Origin of the sequence: Staphylococcus sp. acrmy (assembly GCF_022690565.1) — a bacterium.
Taxonomy (GTDB): domain Bacteria; phylum Bacillota; class Bacilli; order Staphylococcales; family Staphylococcaceae; genus Staphylococcus; species Staphylococcus caledonicus.
Genome location: NZ_JALCVE010000001.1, coordinates 292,542 through 310,845, shown reverse-complemented (window position 1 = coordinate 310,845; position 18,304 = coordinate 292,542). Strand labels below are relative to the sequence as shown.

Sequence of the window (18,304 nt, the reverse complement as noted above, 5' to 3'; positions counted from 1 at the left end):
AAAGCTAGGAGAAACGGATTGATAGATTATCGCATAAGGCGGGTATATACTTATGATATTAATTCTAAAAAGGGGTGGATGAATGTGACAATATTAGACGTATTCAATCCAGCAACAAATGAAGTTATCAAAACATTAGACTATACAGATGAAGCAACGGCCAAACAACAAATTGAAAAGGCGCATGAAGCATTTAAATCTTGGAGAGAAGTAGATGCTCATGAACGTGCGCAAAAGTTATCTCAATGGTTTGACTTAATCAATGAACATAAAGATGAGCTTGCAGAATTGATTACTAAAGAAGGTGGCAAACCGTTAGCAGAGGCACATGGCGAAGTGGATTATGCTAATTCTTATGTGTCATGGTATGCGGAAGAGGCTAAACGTATTTATGGACGTACCATTCCGGCAAATACACCTGATAAAAATATTATCGTGAAGAAATTCCCAGTAGGTGTGGTCGGTGCGATTACGCCATGGAACTTCCCGGCAGCAATGATTACACGTAAAATTGCGCCTGCACTCGCAGCAGGTTGTACGATTGTTTGTAAACCAGCGACGCAAACACCTTTAACAACGATTCGCTTAATCGAATTAGCTCATGAAGCGGGCATTCCTAAAGATGCTGTTCAATATGTAGTAATGTCAGGTAAAGACGCTGGCGAATTATTTACGACACATCCTCAAATACAGAAAGTTACATTTACTGGTTCAACAAACGTAGGTAAACAATTAATTGCACAAGCTGCAGATTCCGTTAAAAATGTCACAATGGAACTTGGCGGCTTAGCACCACTTATCGTTCATAACGATGCAGATATTGAGTATGCGGTCGATCAAACGATTGCCTCTAAATTCCGTAACGCAGGTCAAACGTGTATTTGTGCTAACCGTGTTTACGTTCATAAAGACGTTGAACAAGAGTTTGTGGACCAACTTACGCAAAAAGTTCACGACTTAAAAGTAGGAAATGGCATGGATGACAATGTCACAATTGGGCCATTAATTAATGAAGACGGTGTGAAAAAGGTAGTCAATCAGCTTAAAGATGCCGAAAACAAAGGGGCTAAATTGTCACGTTCATTAGATGAAGCACAAGAAATAGGTGGCAATTTCTTAAAACCTGTCGTAGTATCAGGAGCGACTCAAGATATGTTAGCTATGCAAGAAGAAACATTTGGCCCAATTGTACCTGTAGCGACATATTCAGATTTAGATGATGCGATTCAAATGGCTAATGATACACAATTTGGCTTAGCTGCGTACTTCTTCACAAATGATTACCGTACTGGCTTCCATTTATACAATGCACTTGATTATGGTGTGATTGGTTGGAACGACGGTGGACCATCAGCTGCACATGCGCCATTTGGTGGTATGAAAGAAAGTGGTTATGGACGTGAAGGTGGTACAGAAGGTATCGAACCATACTTAGAAACTAAATATCTTTCTATTGGTGGGAGCGGGAGCAAGACAGGGAGCAAGACAGAAATCTAATGTAATTTCGAAGATTTCGTAGTCTTTCCCCGGCAAGGTTGACTAGAAATGAAGAAAGTACAGATTGGACGTATCTTCATTTCAGTCAACTACTGCCAAAACTTATCCCTTCAAAATACTTCGTTCAATATAAGGTTTTATATAAGAGGATGGCATTTCTATTTATTTAAATAGAGTGCCATTTTCTTTATTATTCATTAGTTTTTTTAGGTGGTAAAAAGGCTTGTAACTACCGTAATGATAGGAATCGTTACGGTTTGTTTATATTTTAAAAAGTAAGATTATTTTTACACTAAAAAATATTGTTAAAACATTCTTTCTGTTTAAAATTACTACTCAAATTTGCATGAAATCGTTTACATAAATACTTTTAAATGGAAAAATATAGAGTAGATACATAAACCTAGGAGGATGTTAACAATGAGTGAAACGATTCCAGAGAAAATGAATATTGCATTAATGAATGAACCATATGATATTGAAATTAAAGAAAGAGACGTACCTTCAATCGGACCTAAAGATGTCTTAGTTAAAGTGATGGCAGTAGGCGTATGTGGCTCAGACGTACACTATTATGCACACGGACGTGTAGGCGAATTCGTAGTTGAAAAACCAATCGTCTTAGGTCACGAATGTGCAGGTATGGTAGCTAAAATTGGGGATGAAGTAACAGATTTCAAAGTTGGAGATCGTGTAGCTATCGAACCAGGCGAACCATGTCGTGAATGTGAATATTGTAAATCAGGAAAATATAACTTATGTCCACATATGGAATTTATGGCAACACCTCCATATGACGGCGCATTCTGTCAGTATGTTAGCCACCCGGCAGACTTCCTATACCATATTCCTGATACAGTGACATACGAGCAAGCAACATTAATCGAACCATTCTCAGTAGGATTACAAGCATGTAAACGTGCTGATATTAAACCAGGATCAACTGTAGTTATTATGGGAATGGGTCCTGTAGGCTTAATGGCTGTTGTTGCTGCTAAAGCTTACGGTGCCACAAACATCATCGTTTCTGACTTAGAAGAAAATCGTCTAGAAGAAGCGAAACGTTTAGGTGCTACAACAACAATTAATATTAAAAATGATGATGTAGTTGAACGTATTAATGAAATTACAGACGGCCAAGGCGTAAACTATGCGATTGAAACAGCAGGTAACCCAATTGCCTTAAGAAGTGCGTTAAATTCATTAAAAGATGGCGGTACATTAGCAATTGTCGGCTTACCACAAGAAGACATGAACGAAATTAACGTACCATTTATCGCTAACCACGAAATTAATATCGTCGGCGTGTTTAGATATGCAAATACGTACCCACAAGGTGTACAAATCTTAAGCACAACAGACGCAGACTTAGATTCAATGTTCACACACCAATTTGAACTTGAAGATACAAAACAAGCTATGGAACTGACACGTACAAGTAAAGGCGATGCCTTGAAAGTTATGGTTTATCCAAATGGTTTCTTAGATAAATAGAGATGGATATAAACGACCCCTCACTATTGTTGTAGTGAGGGGTTTTAATGTGTATTTGAATAGCATTTTTTATACTAAATATTAAAGTATTATCCTACTAAACTTTATTTTTTAGATAATTTAAACGGCAATACTCTTAATAAGATTTTTCCATTGTGGTTATGCTTGTCAGTAGCTACCTTTGCGATAGATTAAGCAGCTTCATTCACGCTACGCATATAGAAGCCTTTCATGTTTTTATTTAGGTCAGTTGTCACGCCACCTGGCATAACACCAAAGATTTCGACAGGTATATTATTTTTCTTAAAGTCTCTAGCAAATAACTTAATCATCGCATTTAACGGTGCTTTCGTAGCAATATAACTAAATGGATGGAAGAAGACACTAGGTTTAAGCGGAATAGTTAAATTTACGATTCTACCTTTGTTACGCGCTAAAATTGGCGTAAAGGTTTTAATCATTTCAAAATTGCCAAAGAAATTCACATCAGCGAGCGCTTTTAATTCTTCAACATCAACATCTAACGCTGACGCATCCATATCACCTGAAATACCTGCATTATTAATTAATAATTTTACATCTGGATGATTAGCTTTAATGTCATCAGCAGCTGCATGGATGGTATTAGTATCAGTTAAATCAATTTTAATCCATTTCGCAGAAATACCTTGTTGTTGGAGTGCTTCAACCGCTGCCATGCCCCTTTGTTCATTTCTAGCGCTTAATAAGATTGTCCAACCCTTAGCACCTAATTGCTTAGCAGTTTCAAAGCCAATCCCCTTATTGGCCCCAGTAATTAAAACTTTCTGTCCCATATCAATCTCTCCCTTTTAATTATGGAAATTACATACACCTACATTAGCATATAAATAGTTATAGATTGAAAGATTAGCGCTTGGAAAAGTAGACAAGTAGTCTATCTTAATTAAAATGATTTAGATAAATAATTATTGCCCGTTAGAATAAAAAGATACTTAATGATACGATTGTTATAAAAGGAGTGCTTTTTATGAAACTATCTTGGATCGCCTGGTGGATTGTTAGCTTATTTTGGACAATTACATTTATAGCAATGTCTGTGTTTATATGGGTGAGAGATGTAGATGCTTCGGGAATTACTCAAACGTTTGAAGCTAAACTAGCAGCATTTATAGTTCTAGCCATTTTTTATATTATACCTTTAGTTATACAACTCATATGGATGATTATTAATATAGTAGTAGGACAAAAGAAAGAGCCTACCGACTTGCACTTAAATGAATAGATTGATTTGAAAATTCTCATGTGTTCTAAACCCTTGTCATGCGACTGTTCTCATCATCTAAAAATATTTCATCCTACATATTTATGTTTAAAAAGTTTTTAAACGTAAATACTATTATTGTAAGGAAAAATGATAAGAATTCTCATTCGGAGGGATTTTTAATTATGACTAAAGAAATCAAAACAAATGGTGTAACAGTAAACGTACCTGAAACAGTAGAATCAGCCGTAGCGTTAGAATATTCATTTGGTGAAGCATTGGGAAAACTTAACATTAATATTACAGGTATTGCAGACGATAACGATAAACACAATATTGATGCTTCAATTAGAGATCGTATTAGTAACTACGTATCAGTAGGTACACGTTTAGAACCAGATACTGAAGCAATTAAAAAAGCAGAACCACAATTAATCTTAGCGGATAAAAGTAGACACGAAAAAATCTTTGATGAATTAAATCAAATTGCACCAACTGTCTTATTAGATAGCTTTGATGCAAACTATGAACAAAGTGTTGAAACATTCAAACAAGTTGCTGAAATCGTATCTGAAGAAGATAAAGGTAATGAACTTGTAAAAGAGCACAATCAAAAAGTAGAAGATTTAAGTAAAGATGTAACACTTGATAAAGATAAAACAACTATCGCAGCTGTTCCTACAAGCGAAGGCTTATACGTGCATGCTTCTGATTCTTATGTAGGCCAATTCTTAAACAAAGTTGGCTTCAATAGTTCACTTTCTAAAGATGATGAAAGTAAGTTACCAGGCTATATGGGTGCTGACTACTTAAAAGTAGAAGCAGACAAACTTGCTGACTTTAATCCTGAACGTATTGTAGTAATGGTTGATGACGATAATCAAAAAGACTATGACAACTTAAAAGAATCTGATGCTTGGAAACAAGTTGAAGCGGTTAAACATAATCGTGTACACGAAGTTAACCGTGAACGTTGGGCTAAATATCGTGGCCTTATCGCATCAGAATTAATCTTAGAAGACTTAACAAAAGTTGAAGAATAATAACGTTGTTCATTCCCCAAATTGAACATTAATGTAAAGGTAGCGGAGCTTCGCAATAGTGAAGCTTTAGCTACCTTTTTTGTTGATTTTTAGTTTCCGTAACCCGCGTTTGAAATAATATGTGAAGAATGACTGACGATGGATGCCATGTTTATTAGTCTCAAATATGAAGGTTGTGTGAGATTTTGTAAGCAATGGCTGTATTTTTTGTACGGCCAGTTTATTGTTGCGAACCATAGGTTTGATAACTTTAGTGTGTTTCATGCCTTCGTGGCCACCAACGTACCAATAGATCTTCTTATTAGATAGGGCGGGACTGCCTTTTCCAAAAAGAGAGAAAATGTCAGGGTACCACATGGATGGTGATAGGATAATGTAGTTGCCGAATTGGTCGGGCATGGTGAGGAGGGCGTAGAGTGTGAGTAAGCCTCCGTATGATGCGCCTGCGATGGTAAGGTCGTCATTGTTTGGTGAGATGCGGTAGTGGTGTCTAAGGTGTGGGATGAGTTCGGTTGTGAGCCAAGTCAGATAGTTATCTGCGCCACCGCCGTTTAAGTTGTGTTCCGTCATCCAAGGTGTGTAGTCGTGAGCGCGGTCAATAGGTTCGATGCCGATGAAGATGACGTCGTGGCGTTGAATTGATTTAAATAAGCTATCGCCGTCTTGAGTGAGGACTGCTGGGTAGTGGCGTGTAGGCTTTTTTGAGTAGAAACGTGGTAGTTGAATGATAATAGTATGGTCTTGAAAGGTGAAGGTATAGGTATTTTTCATAAAATTACTCCTTTTTTAAAAATTATATAGTAATTGGTGGAGAATTTGCTATAATTGATTTTGATAATCGTTATCAATTATACATAAAGGGGTTGTATTTATGAAGAAACTTTTACCTATATTATTGTGTTTAGCGTTATTATTAGTTGCATGTAGTAACGGTAACGACAATAGTAAGAGTGACAGTAATAAATCTGATAATCAACAAAGTTCAACAAAATCATTTACTACGGATGGCAAGAAAGTTAAAGTACCTAAAGATCCTAAGCGTATTGTTGTATTACATCCAACGTTTGTTGGCGCGTTAGTGAAATTTGGACATAAACCTGTAGCGGTGCCTGATTTTGTAGATCAAAATAAAACATTAAAAGACGCGACGAAAGGGATCGACCGTCTTGACAATACGAATGTAGAACAAGTAACAAAGCAGAAACCTGATTTAATTATCACTACTGCTGAAGATAAAAACATCAAGAAATTACAAAAAATTGCACCAACTGTAGCGTTCAATATGACAGAAATTGATTATAAAGATGCGACAAAACAAATTGGTGAATTAGTAGGAGAGAAAAAACAAGCTGATAAATGGGTTAAAGATTGGGAGAAACAATTAGCGAAAGATAAGAAAGCTTTATCTCCATTTATTGATGGTAAAACAGCGACAGTTGTTCAACAAACACCTAAAGGTACAATGGCGTTCAGTGATCATCTTGGTCGAGGAACTGAAATCATTTATGGTGGTTATGGTATGAAACAACCAGATAAATTGAAACAAGATATTGGTAAGCAATACGCGATGCCAATTAATCCAGAACAGTTTAATGATTATTTAGGTGACATTGTAGTTGTTGCTGAAAATGGTAAACAAAAAGCTGATTTTGAAAATACGAATTTCTGGAACAACTTATCTGCTGTCCAAAAAGACCATGTGATTCGTTATGATGTAAACGATACACAATACAATGATCCAATTTCATTAGAAAAACAACGTGATATCTTCTTCAAAGAATTGAAAAAAATGAAAGATAATAATAAATAATTATATATAATTTGAGGTAATAAAAACCTTAAATTTTAACATAAGAGGCTCGAAGATCGTTAATGTCTAATTGACATGACCTTCGAGCCTTTATTGTATTATTATCTAAAAAATTTTATAGAACTATAACTTTTTGAAACCATTAGCTTTAAGTTCAGTATCTAATTCATCCATTTTATCTTTCTTCGGAGATGAATCTTCTTTTACAGTTGTATCATCTTTAACAAGTCTATTATTTTCTAGTTTATAGTTTTTATAACCTTTATAAATATAATTTACCTCAGTATCAACATACTCGCTTGCTTCAGTTACTTTGGTTGCCGTAACTAAAGTAATACTTATTGGTTCAGTTGAAGTTGTTGGTGATACTTTTTCACTAATTTCTTTATCATCTTTTGAGAATGAACTGCTACTTTCAGTACCGATATTTACTTTATAGTAATTAGCTATGTTTTCAGTGCTATATTTTATTATATCACTACTATTATATTCATCTTTAATTAAAGTATTATTTTTATCAAGAATTTGATCTAAATTTTCTACTTTATTCAAGTCAGTAAGATCTTTTACTTCAAGTGTATAATCTTTTTTGCCTTCAAATGTATTTGACCCACTACTATTTATGTCTTTCACTAATTTTTCAGGAATTTCTAATTTTATTTTATCTCCATTTTTCAAATTGCCATTATTAGGCACAGTAAACTCATAATCAGAAATTGCAATGTTTGATAGTTTTTTATCTCCATCTTTAGTTGTCAAAGTAAGTGAACCAGAACCATTAACACCAACGAATTTAGGATTTAAATCTTCAATGATATCTTTAGCTGTAAGACTTTGAGGTTTTTTTAAACCATGAACTTTAAATTCTTTAGTAAATTCTTTAGCTTTTAGTCTATATTCTTTTGAAGAAGATTTATTAATTTTCAATTGTACTTGAACTTTATCGCCATTCGATAAGTTTTCTTTATTTTTTATATCTAAACTAACATTCTCCATTATCTTTTCTGCCTTACTCATTCCCGCTAAATCAGTATAATTTAAATTTGATTTATCTATATCATGTGTATTATCATTTTTTATCATATTTAAGATTTCTTTGTTTTTAAAATTAGATTGTTTTAATGCACGGACGTACAACTTGTTCATTGCTTTCTTATAAGATTTACCTGTAATTTCTGCAGTGCCTGATTTTTCATAACCACTAAATTCAACCTCGATATCGTCTTCTACGTTAACTTTACTATTTTTAACAAATAAAGTAATTGCTATTAAAAGAGCAATTAAAAGTACGACGCCACCAATAACATACCATTTGTAATTTTTTAAAAAATTCTTAACCTTTTCCACAAAAACACCTCGTTTAAATTTAAAGACAATTGATATTAATGAAACTGTATTATTTTATTTACCTATAACTAAAATATCACATATTAATAAAGTATTATATAATTTATTTAAAATTGTAAACGTCTAATATATATTTTTTATTTAAAAGGGGCGGTAATATAAATTGGATGCTATTTTTGAATGATATATTTTATAAAGTCTTATATTAATCTCTAAAAGTTTTTCAATGCTCATTTTAATGAGCACGGATTAGATTACATAGAAAATGGTTGATTCTGCTTAATGCAAAACCAACCATTCTTTTTAATTATTTAATTGTTCACTGAACATGTAGGGCAACTTTTTTCGAGTCTTTATTTTATTAGTATGCCGGGAGTCTTAAAAGTTATTTTTTACTTTCTAAGAATTTCTCTGCTACGGCTTTACCAGATTGTGGGTTTTGTCCTGTGATAATTTGTCCGTCAGCTACTGCGAATTCGCTCCAATTATCACCTTGTTGATAGTTTGCGCCACGATTTTTTAGTTCATCTTCAGTTAAATATGGCACAACATCTGCTAATCCAACGGCTTGTTCTTCGCTATTTGAGAAACCTGTAACTGTTTTGCCATCGATAATATTACGGCCTTCACTATCTGTTACGTTTAATAAGCCAATTGCACCATGGCAGACAGATGATACTGTACCGTTTTGTTCATAGATAGCACGGGCTAATGTTTGTAATTGTTCATTATCTTTGAAGTCCCAGATTGTACCGTGGCCACCTGCGAAATAAATAATGTCGTAATTTTCAGCTTTAACTGCGTCTGGTGTGAGCGTGTGACCAAGACGTGTCATGAAGTCTTTGTCTTGATAGTATTTCCAGTCTAAGTCCGTCATCATATCTTCTTGTAAACTTTGTGGATCAATTGCCGTATAGCCACCTTGTGGGCTGACATAATCCACATCATATCCATTGTTATATAGTACGTCTGCGAAATGAACTGCTTCGCCAAACCATAAACCTGTAGGACGGTTCATATCAGGATATTTTGAAACACTTGTAACAACGACCAATGCTTTAGCCATAATTAGCCTCCTAGTAATTTGCTAGTTCACTGTTTACCCTTTTTCGAAAATTAAAAAACTGAACTGACACGAGTGGCTATACCTTTTCACAAAGTTAATTTATTGTGCCGTATGTCTAACTTCTCTATACTTAACACATTACTATCTATATATAGAGAGAGGAGAGGTCACTTTGGCGCAAGATAATAATAAATTGAAATGGTCAAGTTTAATTATGGGGACGCTATTACTTATCGTCGCGGTTATTATATTTAGCTATCCAGTGAAAAATTTCTACACGCTCACATGGCTAATCGGATTATTCATTCTCATTAACGGTATTATTCAATTGATGTTCCGTCGTGCTACGAAAGCACTCGCCGGTGGAGGCACAGGACTAATCATTGTGATAGGTATTATTGATATCATCTTTGGTTTACTTGTAATGTTTAATGTTGGCGCAAGCTCTGAATTCTTCGTCTTTATGTTTGCGGCTTGGTTCATTGTAAGTTCACTAATCGGATTATTCACAATTTCTAAGCAAAGTACGTTAAGAGGATTATCAATAATTGTAAATATTTTAGGACTTATTTTAGGTGTTATCTTACTATTTAACCCGATGATGGGTATGGTTTTAGTATCTACTATGATTGCTATTACATTTGCGATTCTAGGTATTACTTATATTATTGATGGATTAGCGTAATTTAATATATTGTTAAAGCTAAAGGCTAAGCTATTTTTTATATTATGGCTTAGCCTTATTTTTTTGTTAAAAATTAATTTAAACTACACAAATATATAACGATAATATAAAACAATTATCATATAGTGGTACTATGGTAAATGGTTTCATGGTACTATTTAGATGTCTTAATTAATTTTCAGTAGTAAAAATAAATAAACGAAATGAAGGTCAAAGTGAAATGAAAAAGTTAACTAAACTCTCTGGCGTTATAGGGGCAGTGGCGCTTAGTGCGACATTTCTGTTACCAACAAGTGATGCCGATGCTGCTGTAGCATCGTATCCATACAATGGTTTAAGCAATACCAATTACTACCAAGCGGTTAATTTAAAATCTAAAGCGGGCAGTGTCTCAATCAATAGAATTACTAACCCTTCTAAATCAGGTTATGATGCGGTTGGACGTGTTACTAATTTAGATGGTTGGAAAGGTAAAAATAAAGATAGTATGGGTACGGGCTTTATTATTGGACCACATACATATATGACAAATCTGCACGTAGTTCAGGATGGTAATGGTAAGGTAGCTAGTGCGAAGGATGTAAAAATCGTTACTGGTCGTAATGGTTCAACGAAGAAATACACTTTTAAATCTACACAAATCAAACGTGTTCCAAATGCTGATGCGGTTATCGTTCACACAAAAGAAGATATGAGTCGTTATCTTAAACCATTAAAACTTGCTAGCACTTCAACAATTAATAAATTGAAAACTGGTTCTAAAATTAAAGCACCAGGTTATGATAAATATTATAAATACGGTCCAACAGAAGATAATACAAGAATGTGGGAATCACATGCTAGATTCTTAAAAACAACAACGAACGGCCGAGAAATTATGAACAAATAAATCTTTAGATCTGGTGGTTCTGGTTCACCTATGTTAACAAGCAGCAACCAAGTAATTGGTATCTCTGCGTATGGTTGGAATTTAAACGGCACAACAGGCAATGAACTTGCGGGAGGCTTTAAATTCACAGGCAGCATCCGTTCATTCATTGTTAAAAATATTAAATAATAATCAAGATGCTAAAAAATAGCTATGAAATTTTCTATTGTCACAGAGCTTATTCATAGCTATTTTTATATGTTTTGGGGTTTTTGAGGTTAAGATATTAATGCATTATTTTAGTGAATTATCTTTCTACAACAGACCCTCTAATTGGATTTTCTAAATTAGCAAAGTTAATTTTTAGTGATTTACAACTATTAGTAGGGAGCGGCGTATCTGTAATTTGAAAATGAATGTGAGGTTCAGTAGAATTACCAGAATTTCCGCATTTGCCGATAATTGTGTTTTTGTCTACTTTTTCTCCTGGGCTCACACAAATTGAATTATGTTTAAAATGAGCAATCATACTGTATTCATTTTCAGTGTGCCTAATAATCACATAATTGCCAGAAGGGTGTTCAATGTCTGTATTTCCCGGGATATTATCAGGTAAATTATTACGTACATCTACAACTACGCCTTCTAAAGGTGCTAAAATATTTTGGTTAAAAGCGTAAAAGTCATCATTCTCTCTACCTTCATTTAAATAAGTAAAGCCATTATGAGCTATTAGCAAATCATAAGCATATCGTTGACTAATAATGTCGTAATGGTAATTAACTAATTTATTATTACCACCCCAAAAAACAGTCCATTGCTTATCAATAGGCATATAATATTTAAGAGAAGTTGTAGGCGCATGATCTTTTGCATCCAAATAAGTCAAAAATAAACCTTCAATTTGATTGCTATTATTAATGGCTAAATACGCACCTTGCTTTTGATTATTGCTAATAAAAACAACATGTTTGATATTATTAATTGAAAAGTTGCTATAGAGTATATGGTTGGAACTATTATATTTTTTTATGATTTTTTTAAGTTCTCTTTTCTTCACATGTTTTTTTAATTCAGGAGACAGATTATTATAGATTACTTTGTATTGGCCATGATTAATGGAATCTAAATATGATTCTTCAATGTTAAACATATTATACGCTCCTTTCTTTTTATTATATCTATCACAATTTCTTTTTCCAAAATATCATAAATTGCATTAAGTGAATTAAATGAAGGTAAGTATTAAAATAGAACGTAAGATATGGACAATAGGAGGATGAAACGTGAGCTATAATTTTGATGAAATTATTGATCGTCGGTATACCAACGCGATGAACGTAGAAGGCTATAAAGGCTACTTATTTGGTGACGCCGATGTTTCAGATATAGAAGATAACGATGAATTAATTCGTATGTGGGTGGCAGATATGGATTTTGCTACACCAGAAGTAGTGCTAGACGCTATACGTGACCGCCTTGATAAGAAAATACTAGGTTATACCAACATCTTTGGTTCAGAATACTATGATGCTTTTGTATCATGGACGGAACGTCGTTTTGGTTATACTTTTCCCCAAGAACAACTCGTATTCTCACATGGTATCGTAGCGGGATTAATAGAATTGGTAGGCTATATTTGTGATAAAAATGACAAAGCACTTATTCTTACGCCGAGCTATGGACCTTTCAAAATGGCATGTGACAAAAATCATATTTCTACCGTATATTCCCCAATGATTAATCATAATGGATATTATGAAATTGACTTTGAAGATGTACGCAAAAAGGTAGAAACAGAGAATATTAAATTATGTATCTTTGCGAACCCTCATAACCCGACAGGTAGAGTTTGGTCAGAAGAGGAATTACGCCAATTTGGTCAAATTATGAAAGATAATGATGTGTGGTTAATCTCTGATGAAATTCATTGTGATATTAAACGTAGTGGGCAAACACATACGCCGTTCGCTAAAGCTATTCCAGATTATGACAAGATCATCACCGCTATGTCTCAAAGTAAAGCATTTAATATTGCAGGGCTAATGTTCTCAAATATCATTATTCCTAATACACGTTTATTAAATATCTGGAAACGTCATCACTTCAGTTCTGAGAATCCATTAAGTATTGTTGCGACTCAAGCTGCTTATGAAAAGGGCGAAGACTGGTTGGAAGCCATGAATGATTATTTAGATGGCAATTTCCAATACCTAGCCGACTTCCTAGAGCGTGAACTGCCACATGCAGAATTTAAAATCCCTGAAGCAACCTACTTAGCCTGGGTAGATTTAAGTTATTATATTAAAGAAAATAATATTAACGAACCACTAGCCAAATACTTTATTAAAAATGCCGGCGTAATTATAGAAGGACAAGAACAATTCGTACACAATGCAGACGGCCATGTAAGAATTAACCTCGCCGTCCCACGCGAAATTATGCAAAAAGGCCTACAAAAAATTAAAGACGCATTAGTATAAATATTGTGGTTTAGAAATTCACAGATTTTAAGAGGAGAAGCATTATGACTATTATAGATTATTCAACAAATGGAATGACGCCTTTTCAAAGATTATTAGGTCATCAACAAGAATTAATGACATCTTGGACGCGATTAAGCGATTTACTAGAAAATGATGGGGCGCTTAGTAAAGAACTAAAAGAAGAAATACGAAGAATGCTAGCTCAAAAGAATGGATGTATGTACTGTAAAGCAAAAGGTGAACCTACCGGCAGTCTTAAAGATGAAAAATCAGCAGTTTGTATAGGCTTTGCGGAAGTTTTTATTAAAATGGGCGACCAAATACCAGATAATATTATTAATGTGTTAAAAGAAAACTTGAATGAACAAGAAATTGTTGAACTTGTTTCATTTATTACTTTTACAAATGCCCAACAAAACTTCGGTGCAATTATGAAATTAGAACCTGTTAACGAAAGTTAGTTCTTACTCAATTAAAAATCAAAATAGTAAACTCCGATTGAGCCAAATATTCAATCGGAGTTTTTTACTTACATAGATTTATATCTATATAGGTGTTAATCTATTAAGTGTTGAGGAGGTAGTGTATGTCTTATAAAGAGTTATCGGCAATGCTTAAGGTTTTATCGGATCCAAGTAGATTGGAAATTATAGATTTACTGTCATGTGGGGAGTTATGTGCAGGCGACTTGTGGGAGCATTTTCAATTTTCGCAACCAACGTTGAGTCATCACATGAAATCCTTAGTGGATAATGAGTTAGTTACTACTCGAAAAGAAGGAAATAAACGTATGTATCAACTTAATTACCAACTATTAGATAATATTCACCAAGATTTAACTAACCTCCGTACTTCAAATGAACGATGTATATGTAAAAATATGAAATCAGGTGAATGTTAATAATGACTATTTTAGCAATTGCAATATTTCTTATAACCTTAATTTTTGTAGTGTGGCAGCCTAAAGGGTTAGATATTGGTATTACGGCGTTAATCGGGGCTATCATAGCTATTATTACAGGTGTAGTAAGTTTCTCTGATGTAGCTGAAGTTACAGGCATAGTTTGGAATGCGACGCTGACATTTGTCGCTATTATTCTTATTTCTCTAATTTTAGATGAAATTGGTTTCTTTGAATGGTCGGCTATACATATGGTTAGGGCTTCAAAAGGCAACGGCCTAAGAATGTTTATCTTTATTATGTTGTTAGGTTCTATTGTAGCTGCGTTTTTCGCTAATGATGGGGCTGCGCTAATTTTGACACCTATTGTACTGGCAATGGTAAGAAACTTAGGATTTGATAAGAAAATTATTTTCCCATTTATTATAGCGAGTGGATTTATTGCGGATACGACATCACTACCTTTAATCGTGAGTAACTTGGTTAACATCGTGTCTGCCGATTACTTTAATATTGGTTTCCTAGAGTACTTTAGTCGGATGATTATTCCTAATCTATTCTCTTTATGCGCAAGTATCGTAGTTTTATGGTTATATTTTAGAAAATCAATACCAAGCACGTTTAATACTGATAATATTTCACTACCTAAAAGTGCGATTAAAGATCAACGGTTATTTAAAATTTCCTGGGTAGTATTAGGTGTGCTATTTATAGGATATCTTGTAAGCGAAGTTATTCATCTTCCTGTATCCATTGTTGCAGGCGTTATTGCAATTGTTTTTATGCTATTAGCATGTAAATCTAAAGCTGTTCGTATTAAAAAAGTACTTAAAGGTGCACCATGGAATATTGTTATATTTTCAATTGGAATGTATTTAGTGGTATTTGGTTTGAAAAACGTAGGCATTACCACAATATTAGCCGATGTACTATCTCATATTTCAAGTTACGGCTTATTGAGCAGTATTATGGGAATGGGCTTTATATCAGCCTTTTTATCTTCAATTATGAACAATATGCCAACTGTATTAATTGATGCTATAGCCATAGGACAATCTAGTGTCAGTGGAGCGATTAAAGAAGGTATGGTTTATGCGAACGTAATTGGTTCTGATTTAGGACCGAAAATCACACCAATTGGTTCTCTAGCAACATTACTATGGTTACATGTGCTTACACAAAAAGGCATAAAAATTTCTTGGGGAACTTATTTTAAAACAGGCATTGTCATTACGAGTCCAGTGCTATTTGTAACATTATTAGGTTTATACCTTACACTTATACTATTTTAATAAAAGACGGGGCCAGGCCTCGTCTTTTATTTTTGAAATACTGTTAAAATTTTTAAATAATTAAAACTTTAAATTATTTGAGTATTTTGAATTTAGAGTATAAAATGTAATTAAAGAAATAAGAAAACGCTTACATTTGAAATAAAACCTTCTTATTTCTGTGTTTCAAAATCGTTGGGAGCGCATAGCGATATGAATGAAAGAAAGGGAGGGGGCAACATCAATGAGTAAAGCATATGATTTAATCGTCATCGGAGCAGGCCCAGGTGGTTATGTAGCGGCGATTCGAGCTGCACAAATGGGTAAGAAAGTGGCTGTCATCGAGAAAGTGAACGCCGGCGGAACATGTTTAAATGTTGGCTGTATACCTTCTAAAACGTTTCTTGAACACGGTACGAAAGTGCATGACATTCAAGTTGCCAATGACTGGGGCATTTCAACTAGTGAAGTTAATGTTGATGTTTCAAAATTGGTTCAACGTAAGAAACAAGTAGTTCAAACGTTAACAGGTGGCGTGAAACAGTTACTTAAGAAAAATAAAGTTGACTATATTGAAGGCGAAGCAACCGTAACCGATGACTTAGAAGTTAAAGTGAACGACAAGACGTATAAAGCGCAAGATATTCTACTTGCTACAGGTAGTAAACCTTTCGTGCCACCAATCAAAGGATTAGATAATGTGGATTATGAAACGACAGATACGTTCTTTGATTTAAAAGCGTTACCTAAGAAACTAGCGGTTATTGGAGGTGGCGTCATCGCAACTGAACTGGCCTCTTCTATGGCCGATTTAGGCGTCGACGTTACCATCCTCGAAGTAAGCGAGAATATCTTATTAACCGAAATTGAAGAAGTGCGTGACTTAATAAGACAACATTTAGATAACCAAGGCATTCACATTATCACTAATTCAAATATTAAGAAAGTGAACAAAGATAGTATCGATATCGAAGGTCATGATCCGGTACCATTCGACACATTACTCCTTGCGACCGGACGTCAACCTAACGCTGCAATTGCAGAAACACTGCATCTTGAAATGGATGGAAAATATGTACAAGTAGATGAGCATTACCAAACAAGTCGCCAACATGTTTACGCAATTGGCGATTTAGTACCAGGCTACCAATTGGCACATGCAGCGAGTGCGCATGGGATTCATGTAGCCGAAACACTTGCCGGCCAACATCTTCAAACGATTCGCCAAGAAGATATTACACGTTGTATTTATACGCGTCTTGAAGCGGCGTCAGTAGGGTTATCTGAGACACAAGCAAAAGAAGCAGGTTATGAAGTTAACGTGACGCAATCTACTTTTCAAGGAAATGCTAAAGCAATTATTAAAGGTGAGACAGAAGGCTTTATTAAGCTCGTTGCGGATAAGCAATATGGAGAAATTCTCGGTGCCTTTGTGGTAGGGCCACATGCGACAGATTTAATCAGTGAAATCTTAGGCGTTAAAGCTGCCGAGGGAACACTTAATGAACTGGCTCATATTATTCAACCGCATCCATCTCTGTCTGAAGCAATTGGGGAAAGTGCCGAACATTACTTTGGCCAAGCGATTCACATGTAGCGATATGAAACCAGTGAACGATAGGGGGAACTAACGATGGAAAAAGAACAAGCACGTTGGATTTATAAAACGATGAACGAAATCCGATACTTTGAAGAGAAAGTGCATAAAATCTTTAGTGATGGTAAGATTCCAGGCTTTGTGCATTTATATGTTGGTGAAGAAGCAGTAGCCACAGGTGTGATGTCCCAACTAGAAGACGATGATTATATTACAAGTACGCACCGTGGACACGGACATGCGATTGCTAAAGGCTGTGATTTAAACGGTATGATGGCTGAAATCATGGGTAAACGTGATGGTCTTGGCCACGGTAAAGGTGGCTCAATGCACGTAGCTGAAATTGATAAAGGGATGTTAGGTGCTAATGGTATCGTCAGTGGTGGCTTTGGCCTTGCGACAGGTGCAGGGATTTCAATACGTAACCAAGGTAAAAAGAATGTTGCCATTTGTTTCTTCGGCGACGGTGCTGCAAATGAAGGGAATTTCCATGAAGGTTTAAACTTTGCTTCAATCTTGAACCTTCCTGTCATCTTTGTTTGTGAAAATAACCAATTCGGCGAAGGTACAACACATAAGTATGCGAGTGCTTCTGAAACAATTGCTGAACGTGCGAGTGCTTATAATATGCCTGGTGTACGTGTTGACGGTATGGACGTAGTTGAAGTGTATAAAGCAGCGAAAGAAGCGGTGGAACGTGCTAAAAATGGTGACGGCCCAACGTTAATTGAATGTGATACCTACCGTAAATACGGTCACTTCGAAGGTGACGAACAAAAAGTTAAATCACCAGACGATCGTAACGCCGATAAAAACGCGACAGAAGACTTCAGAAGACAAGCACTTGAAGAAGGTTGGTTAACTGAAGATGAAGCCAATGACATTGAAAAAGCAGCCGAACAAGCTGTCGAAGATGCCGTAAAATACGCAGATAATAGTGAGTTACCAGACGTTGATGCCTTACACGAAGACGTATTTGCCTAAAAGGGGGTTATA

19 protein-coding genes are annotated in these 18,304 nt (G+C 34.9%); 14 read left to right on the top strand and 5 right to left on the bottom strand.

The window, feature by feature from the left end; translation table 11 throughout:
• Window positions 1-84 precede the first annotated feature (84 nt).
• Window positions 85-1,497, top strand: coding sequence for an NAD-dependent succinate-semialdehyde dehydrogenase (locus FH144_RS01510; RefSeq protein WP_347341111.1), 1,413 nt, complete (start codon window positions 85-87; stop codon window positions 1,495-1,497).
• Between the two features lie 420 nt (window positions 1,498-1,917).
• The gene (locus FH144_RS01505) at window positions 1,918-2,991 is read left to right on the top strand and encodes an NAD(P)-dependent alcohol dehydrogenase (protein WP_242313382.1); all 1,074 of its coding nucleotides are present in this window, start codon (window positions 1,918-1,920) and stop codon (window positions 2,989-2,991) included.
• A 191-nt stretch (window positions 2,992-3,182) separates the two neighbouring features.
• On the opposite strand, the gene FH144_RS01500 is transcribed toward FH144_RS01505, so the two are convergent.
• Window positions 3,183-3,806: an SDR family NAD(P)-dependent oxidoreductase gene (locus FH144_RS01500; RefSeq protein ID WP_242313381.1), complete on the bottom strand. Its 624-nt coding sequence runs from the start codon at window positions 3,804-3,806 to the stop codon at window positions 3,183-3,185.
• 194 nt (window positions 3,807-4,000) lie between these two features.
• Between FH144_RS01500 and FH144_RS01495 the strand changes: the two genes are divergently transcribed.
• Both FH144_RS01495 and FH144_RS01490 read left to right on the top strand, forming a co-directional pair.
• Entirely contained in the window at window positions 4,001-4,255 is a 255-nt protein-coding gene (locus FH144_RS01495) for a DUF3923 family protein (RefSeq protein ID WP_242313380.1), read from the top strand.
• 164 nt (window positions 4,256-4,419) lie between these two features.
• Window positions 4,420-5,277: an ABC transporter substrate-binding protein gene (locus FH144_RS01490; RefSeq protein ID WP_107507346.1), complete on the top strand. Its 858-nt coding sequence runs from the start codon at window positions 4,420-4,422 to the stop codon at window positions 5,275-5,277.
• A 66-nt stretch (window positions 5,278-5,343) separates the two neighbouring features.
• On the opposite strand, the gene FH144_RS01485 is transcribed toward FH144_RS01490, so the two are convergent.
• Window positions 5,344-6,048, bottom strand: a complete 705-nt coding sequence (locus tag FH144_RS01485) for an alpha/beta hydrolase (RefSeq protein ID WP_242313379.1) — start codon at window positions 6,046-6,048, stop codon at window positions 5,344-5,346.
• Window positions 6,049-6,148: 100 nt separating this feature from the next.
• Here FH144_RS01485 and FH144_RS01480 point away from each other — a divergent pair, with 100 nt between their 5' ends.
• Complete coding sequence (locus FH144_RS01480; protein ID WP_242313378.1) at window positions 6,149-7,087, top strand: ABC transporter substrate-binding protein; 939 nt, start codon at window positions 6,149-6,151, stop codon at window positions 7,085-7,087.
• Window positions 7,088-7,210: 123 nt separating this feature from the next.
• Here the strand turns inward: FH144_RS01480 and FH144_RS01475 are convergent, their stop codons facing one another.
• Together FH144_RS01475 and FH144_RS01470 are read right to left on the bottom strand one after the other, a co-directional pair.
• A complete protein-coding gene (locus FH144_RS01475; protein WP_242313377.1) occupies window positions 7,211-8,434 on the bottom strand; it encodes a hypothetical protein in 1,224 nt (407 codons plus the stop codon).
• Between the two features lie 385 nt (window positions 8,435-8,819).
• The gene (locus FH144_RS01470) at window positions 8,820-9,500 is read right to left on the bottom strand and encodes a type 1 glutamine amidotransferase domain-containing protein (RefSeq protein WP_198612263.1); all 681 of its coding nucleotides are present in this window, start codon (window positions 9,498-9,500) and stop codon (window positions 8,820-8,822) included.
• 172 nt (window positions 9,501-9,672) lie between these two features.
• Here FH144_RS01470 and FH144_RS01465 point away from each other — a divergent pair, with 172 nt between their 5' ends.
• From FH144_RS01465 to FH144_RS01455, 3 genes are all read left to right on the top strand, one after another.
• Window positions 9,673-10,185: a DUF308 domain-containing protein gene (locus tag FH144_RS01465; protein WP_481914027.1), complete on the top strand. Its 513-nt coding sequence runs from the start codon at window positions 9,673-9,675 to the stop codon at window positions 10,183-10,185.
• A gap of 220 nt (window positions 10,186-10,405) precedes the next feature.
• Window positions 10,406-11,074, top strand: a complete 669-nt coding sequence (locus tag FH144_RS01460; protein WP_242313376.1) for a trypsin-like serine protease — start codon at window positions 10,406-10,408, stop codon at window positions 11,072-11,074.
• A gap of 30 nt (window positions 11,075-11,104) precedes the next feature.
• A complete protein-coding gene (locus FH144_RS01455; protein WP_242313375.1) occupies window positions 11,105-11,242 on the top strand; it encodes a hypothetical protein in 138 nt (45 codons plus the stop codon).
• Window positions 11,243-11,360: 118 nt separating this feature from the next.
• Here the strand turns inward: FH144_RS01455 and FH144_RS01450 are convergent, their stop codons facing one another.
• The gene (locus FH144_RS01450; RefSeq protein WP_242313374.1) at window positions 11,361-12,206 is read right to left on the bottom strand and encodes a M23 family metallopeptidase; all 846 of its coding nucleotides are present in this window, start codon (window positions 12,204-12,206) and stop codon (window positions 11,361-11,363) included.
• 133 nt (window positions 12,207-12,339) lie between these two features.
• On the opposite strand from FH144_RS01450, the gene FH144_RS01445 reads away from it, so the two are divergent.
• The 6 genes from FH144_RS01445 (at window position 12,340) to FH144_RS01420 (ending at window position 18,292) form a co-directional block, all read left to right on the top strand.
• Window positions 12,340-13,536, top strand: a complete 1,197-nt coding sequence (locus FH144_RS01445) for a 3M3SH-releasing C-S lyase (protein ID WP_242313373.1) — start codon at window positions 12,340-12,342, stop codon at window positions 13,534-13,536.
• Between the two features lie 44 nt (window positions 13,537-13,580).
• Window positions 13,581-14,000 (top strand): carboxymuconolactone decarboxylase family protein, encoded by a 420-nt coding sequence (locus tag FH144_RS01440; RefSeq protein ID WP_242313372.1) that lies wholly within the window; start codon window positions 13,581-13,583, stop codon window positions 13,998-14,000.
• Window positions 14,001-14,125: 125 nt separating this feature from the next.
• Window positions 14,126-14,440, top strand: coding sequence for an ArsR/SmtB family transcription factor (locus FH144_RS01435; protein WP_242313371.1), 315 nt, complete (start codon window positions 14,126-14,128; stop codon window positions 14,438-14,440).
• Complete coding sequence (gene arsB, locus FH144_RS01430) at window positions 14,440-15,732, top strand: arsenite efflux transporter membrane subunit ArsB (protein WP_242313439.1); 1,293 nt, start codon at window positions 14,440-14,442, stop codon at window positions 15,730-15,732. The genes FH144_RS01435 and arsB overlap by 1 nt, the downstream gene beginning before the upstream one ends.
• A gap of 223 nt (window positions 15,733-15,955) precedes the next feature.
• Complete coding sequence (gene lpdA / locus FH144_RS01425) at window positions 15,956-17,308, top strand: dihydrolipoyl dehydrogenase (protein WP_242313370.1); 1,353 nt, start codon at window positions 15,956-15,958, stop codon at window positions 17,306-17,308.
• Between the two features lie 36 nt (window positions 17,309-17,344).
• Window positions 17,345-18,292, top strand: coding sequence for a thiamine pyrophosphate-dependent dehydrogenase E1 component subunit alpha (locus FH144_RS01420; protein ID WP_242313369.1), 948 nt, complete (start codon window positions 17,345-17,347; stop codon window positions 18,290-18,292).
• Window positions 18,293-18,304 lie beyond the last annotated feature (12 nt).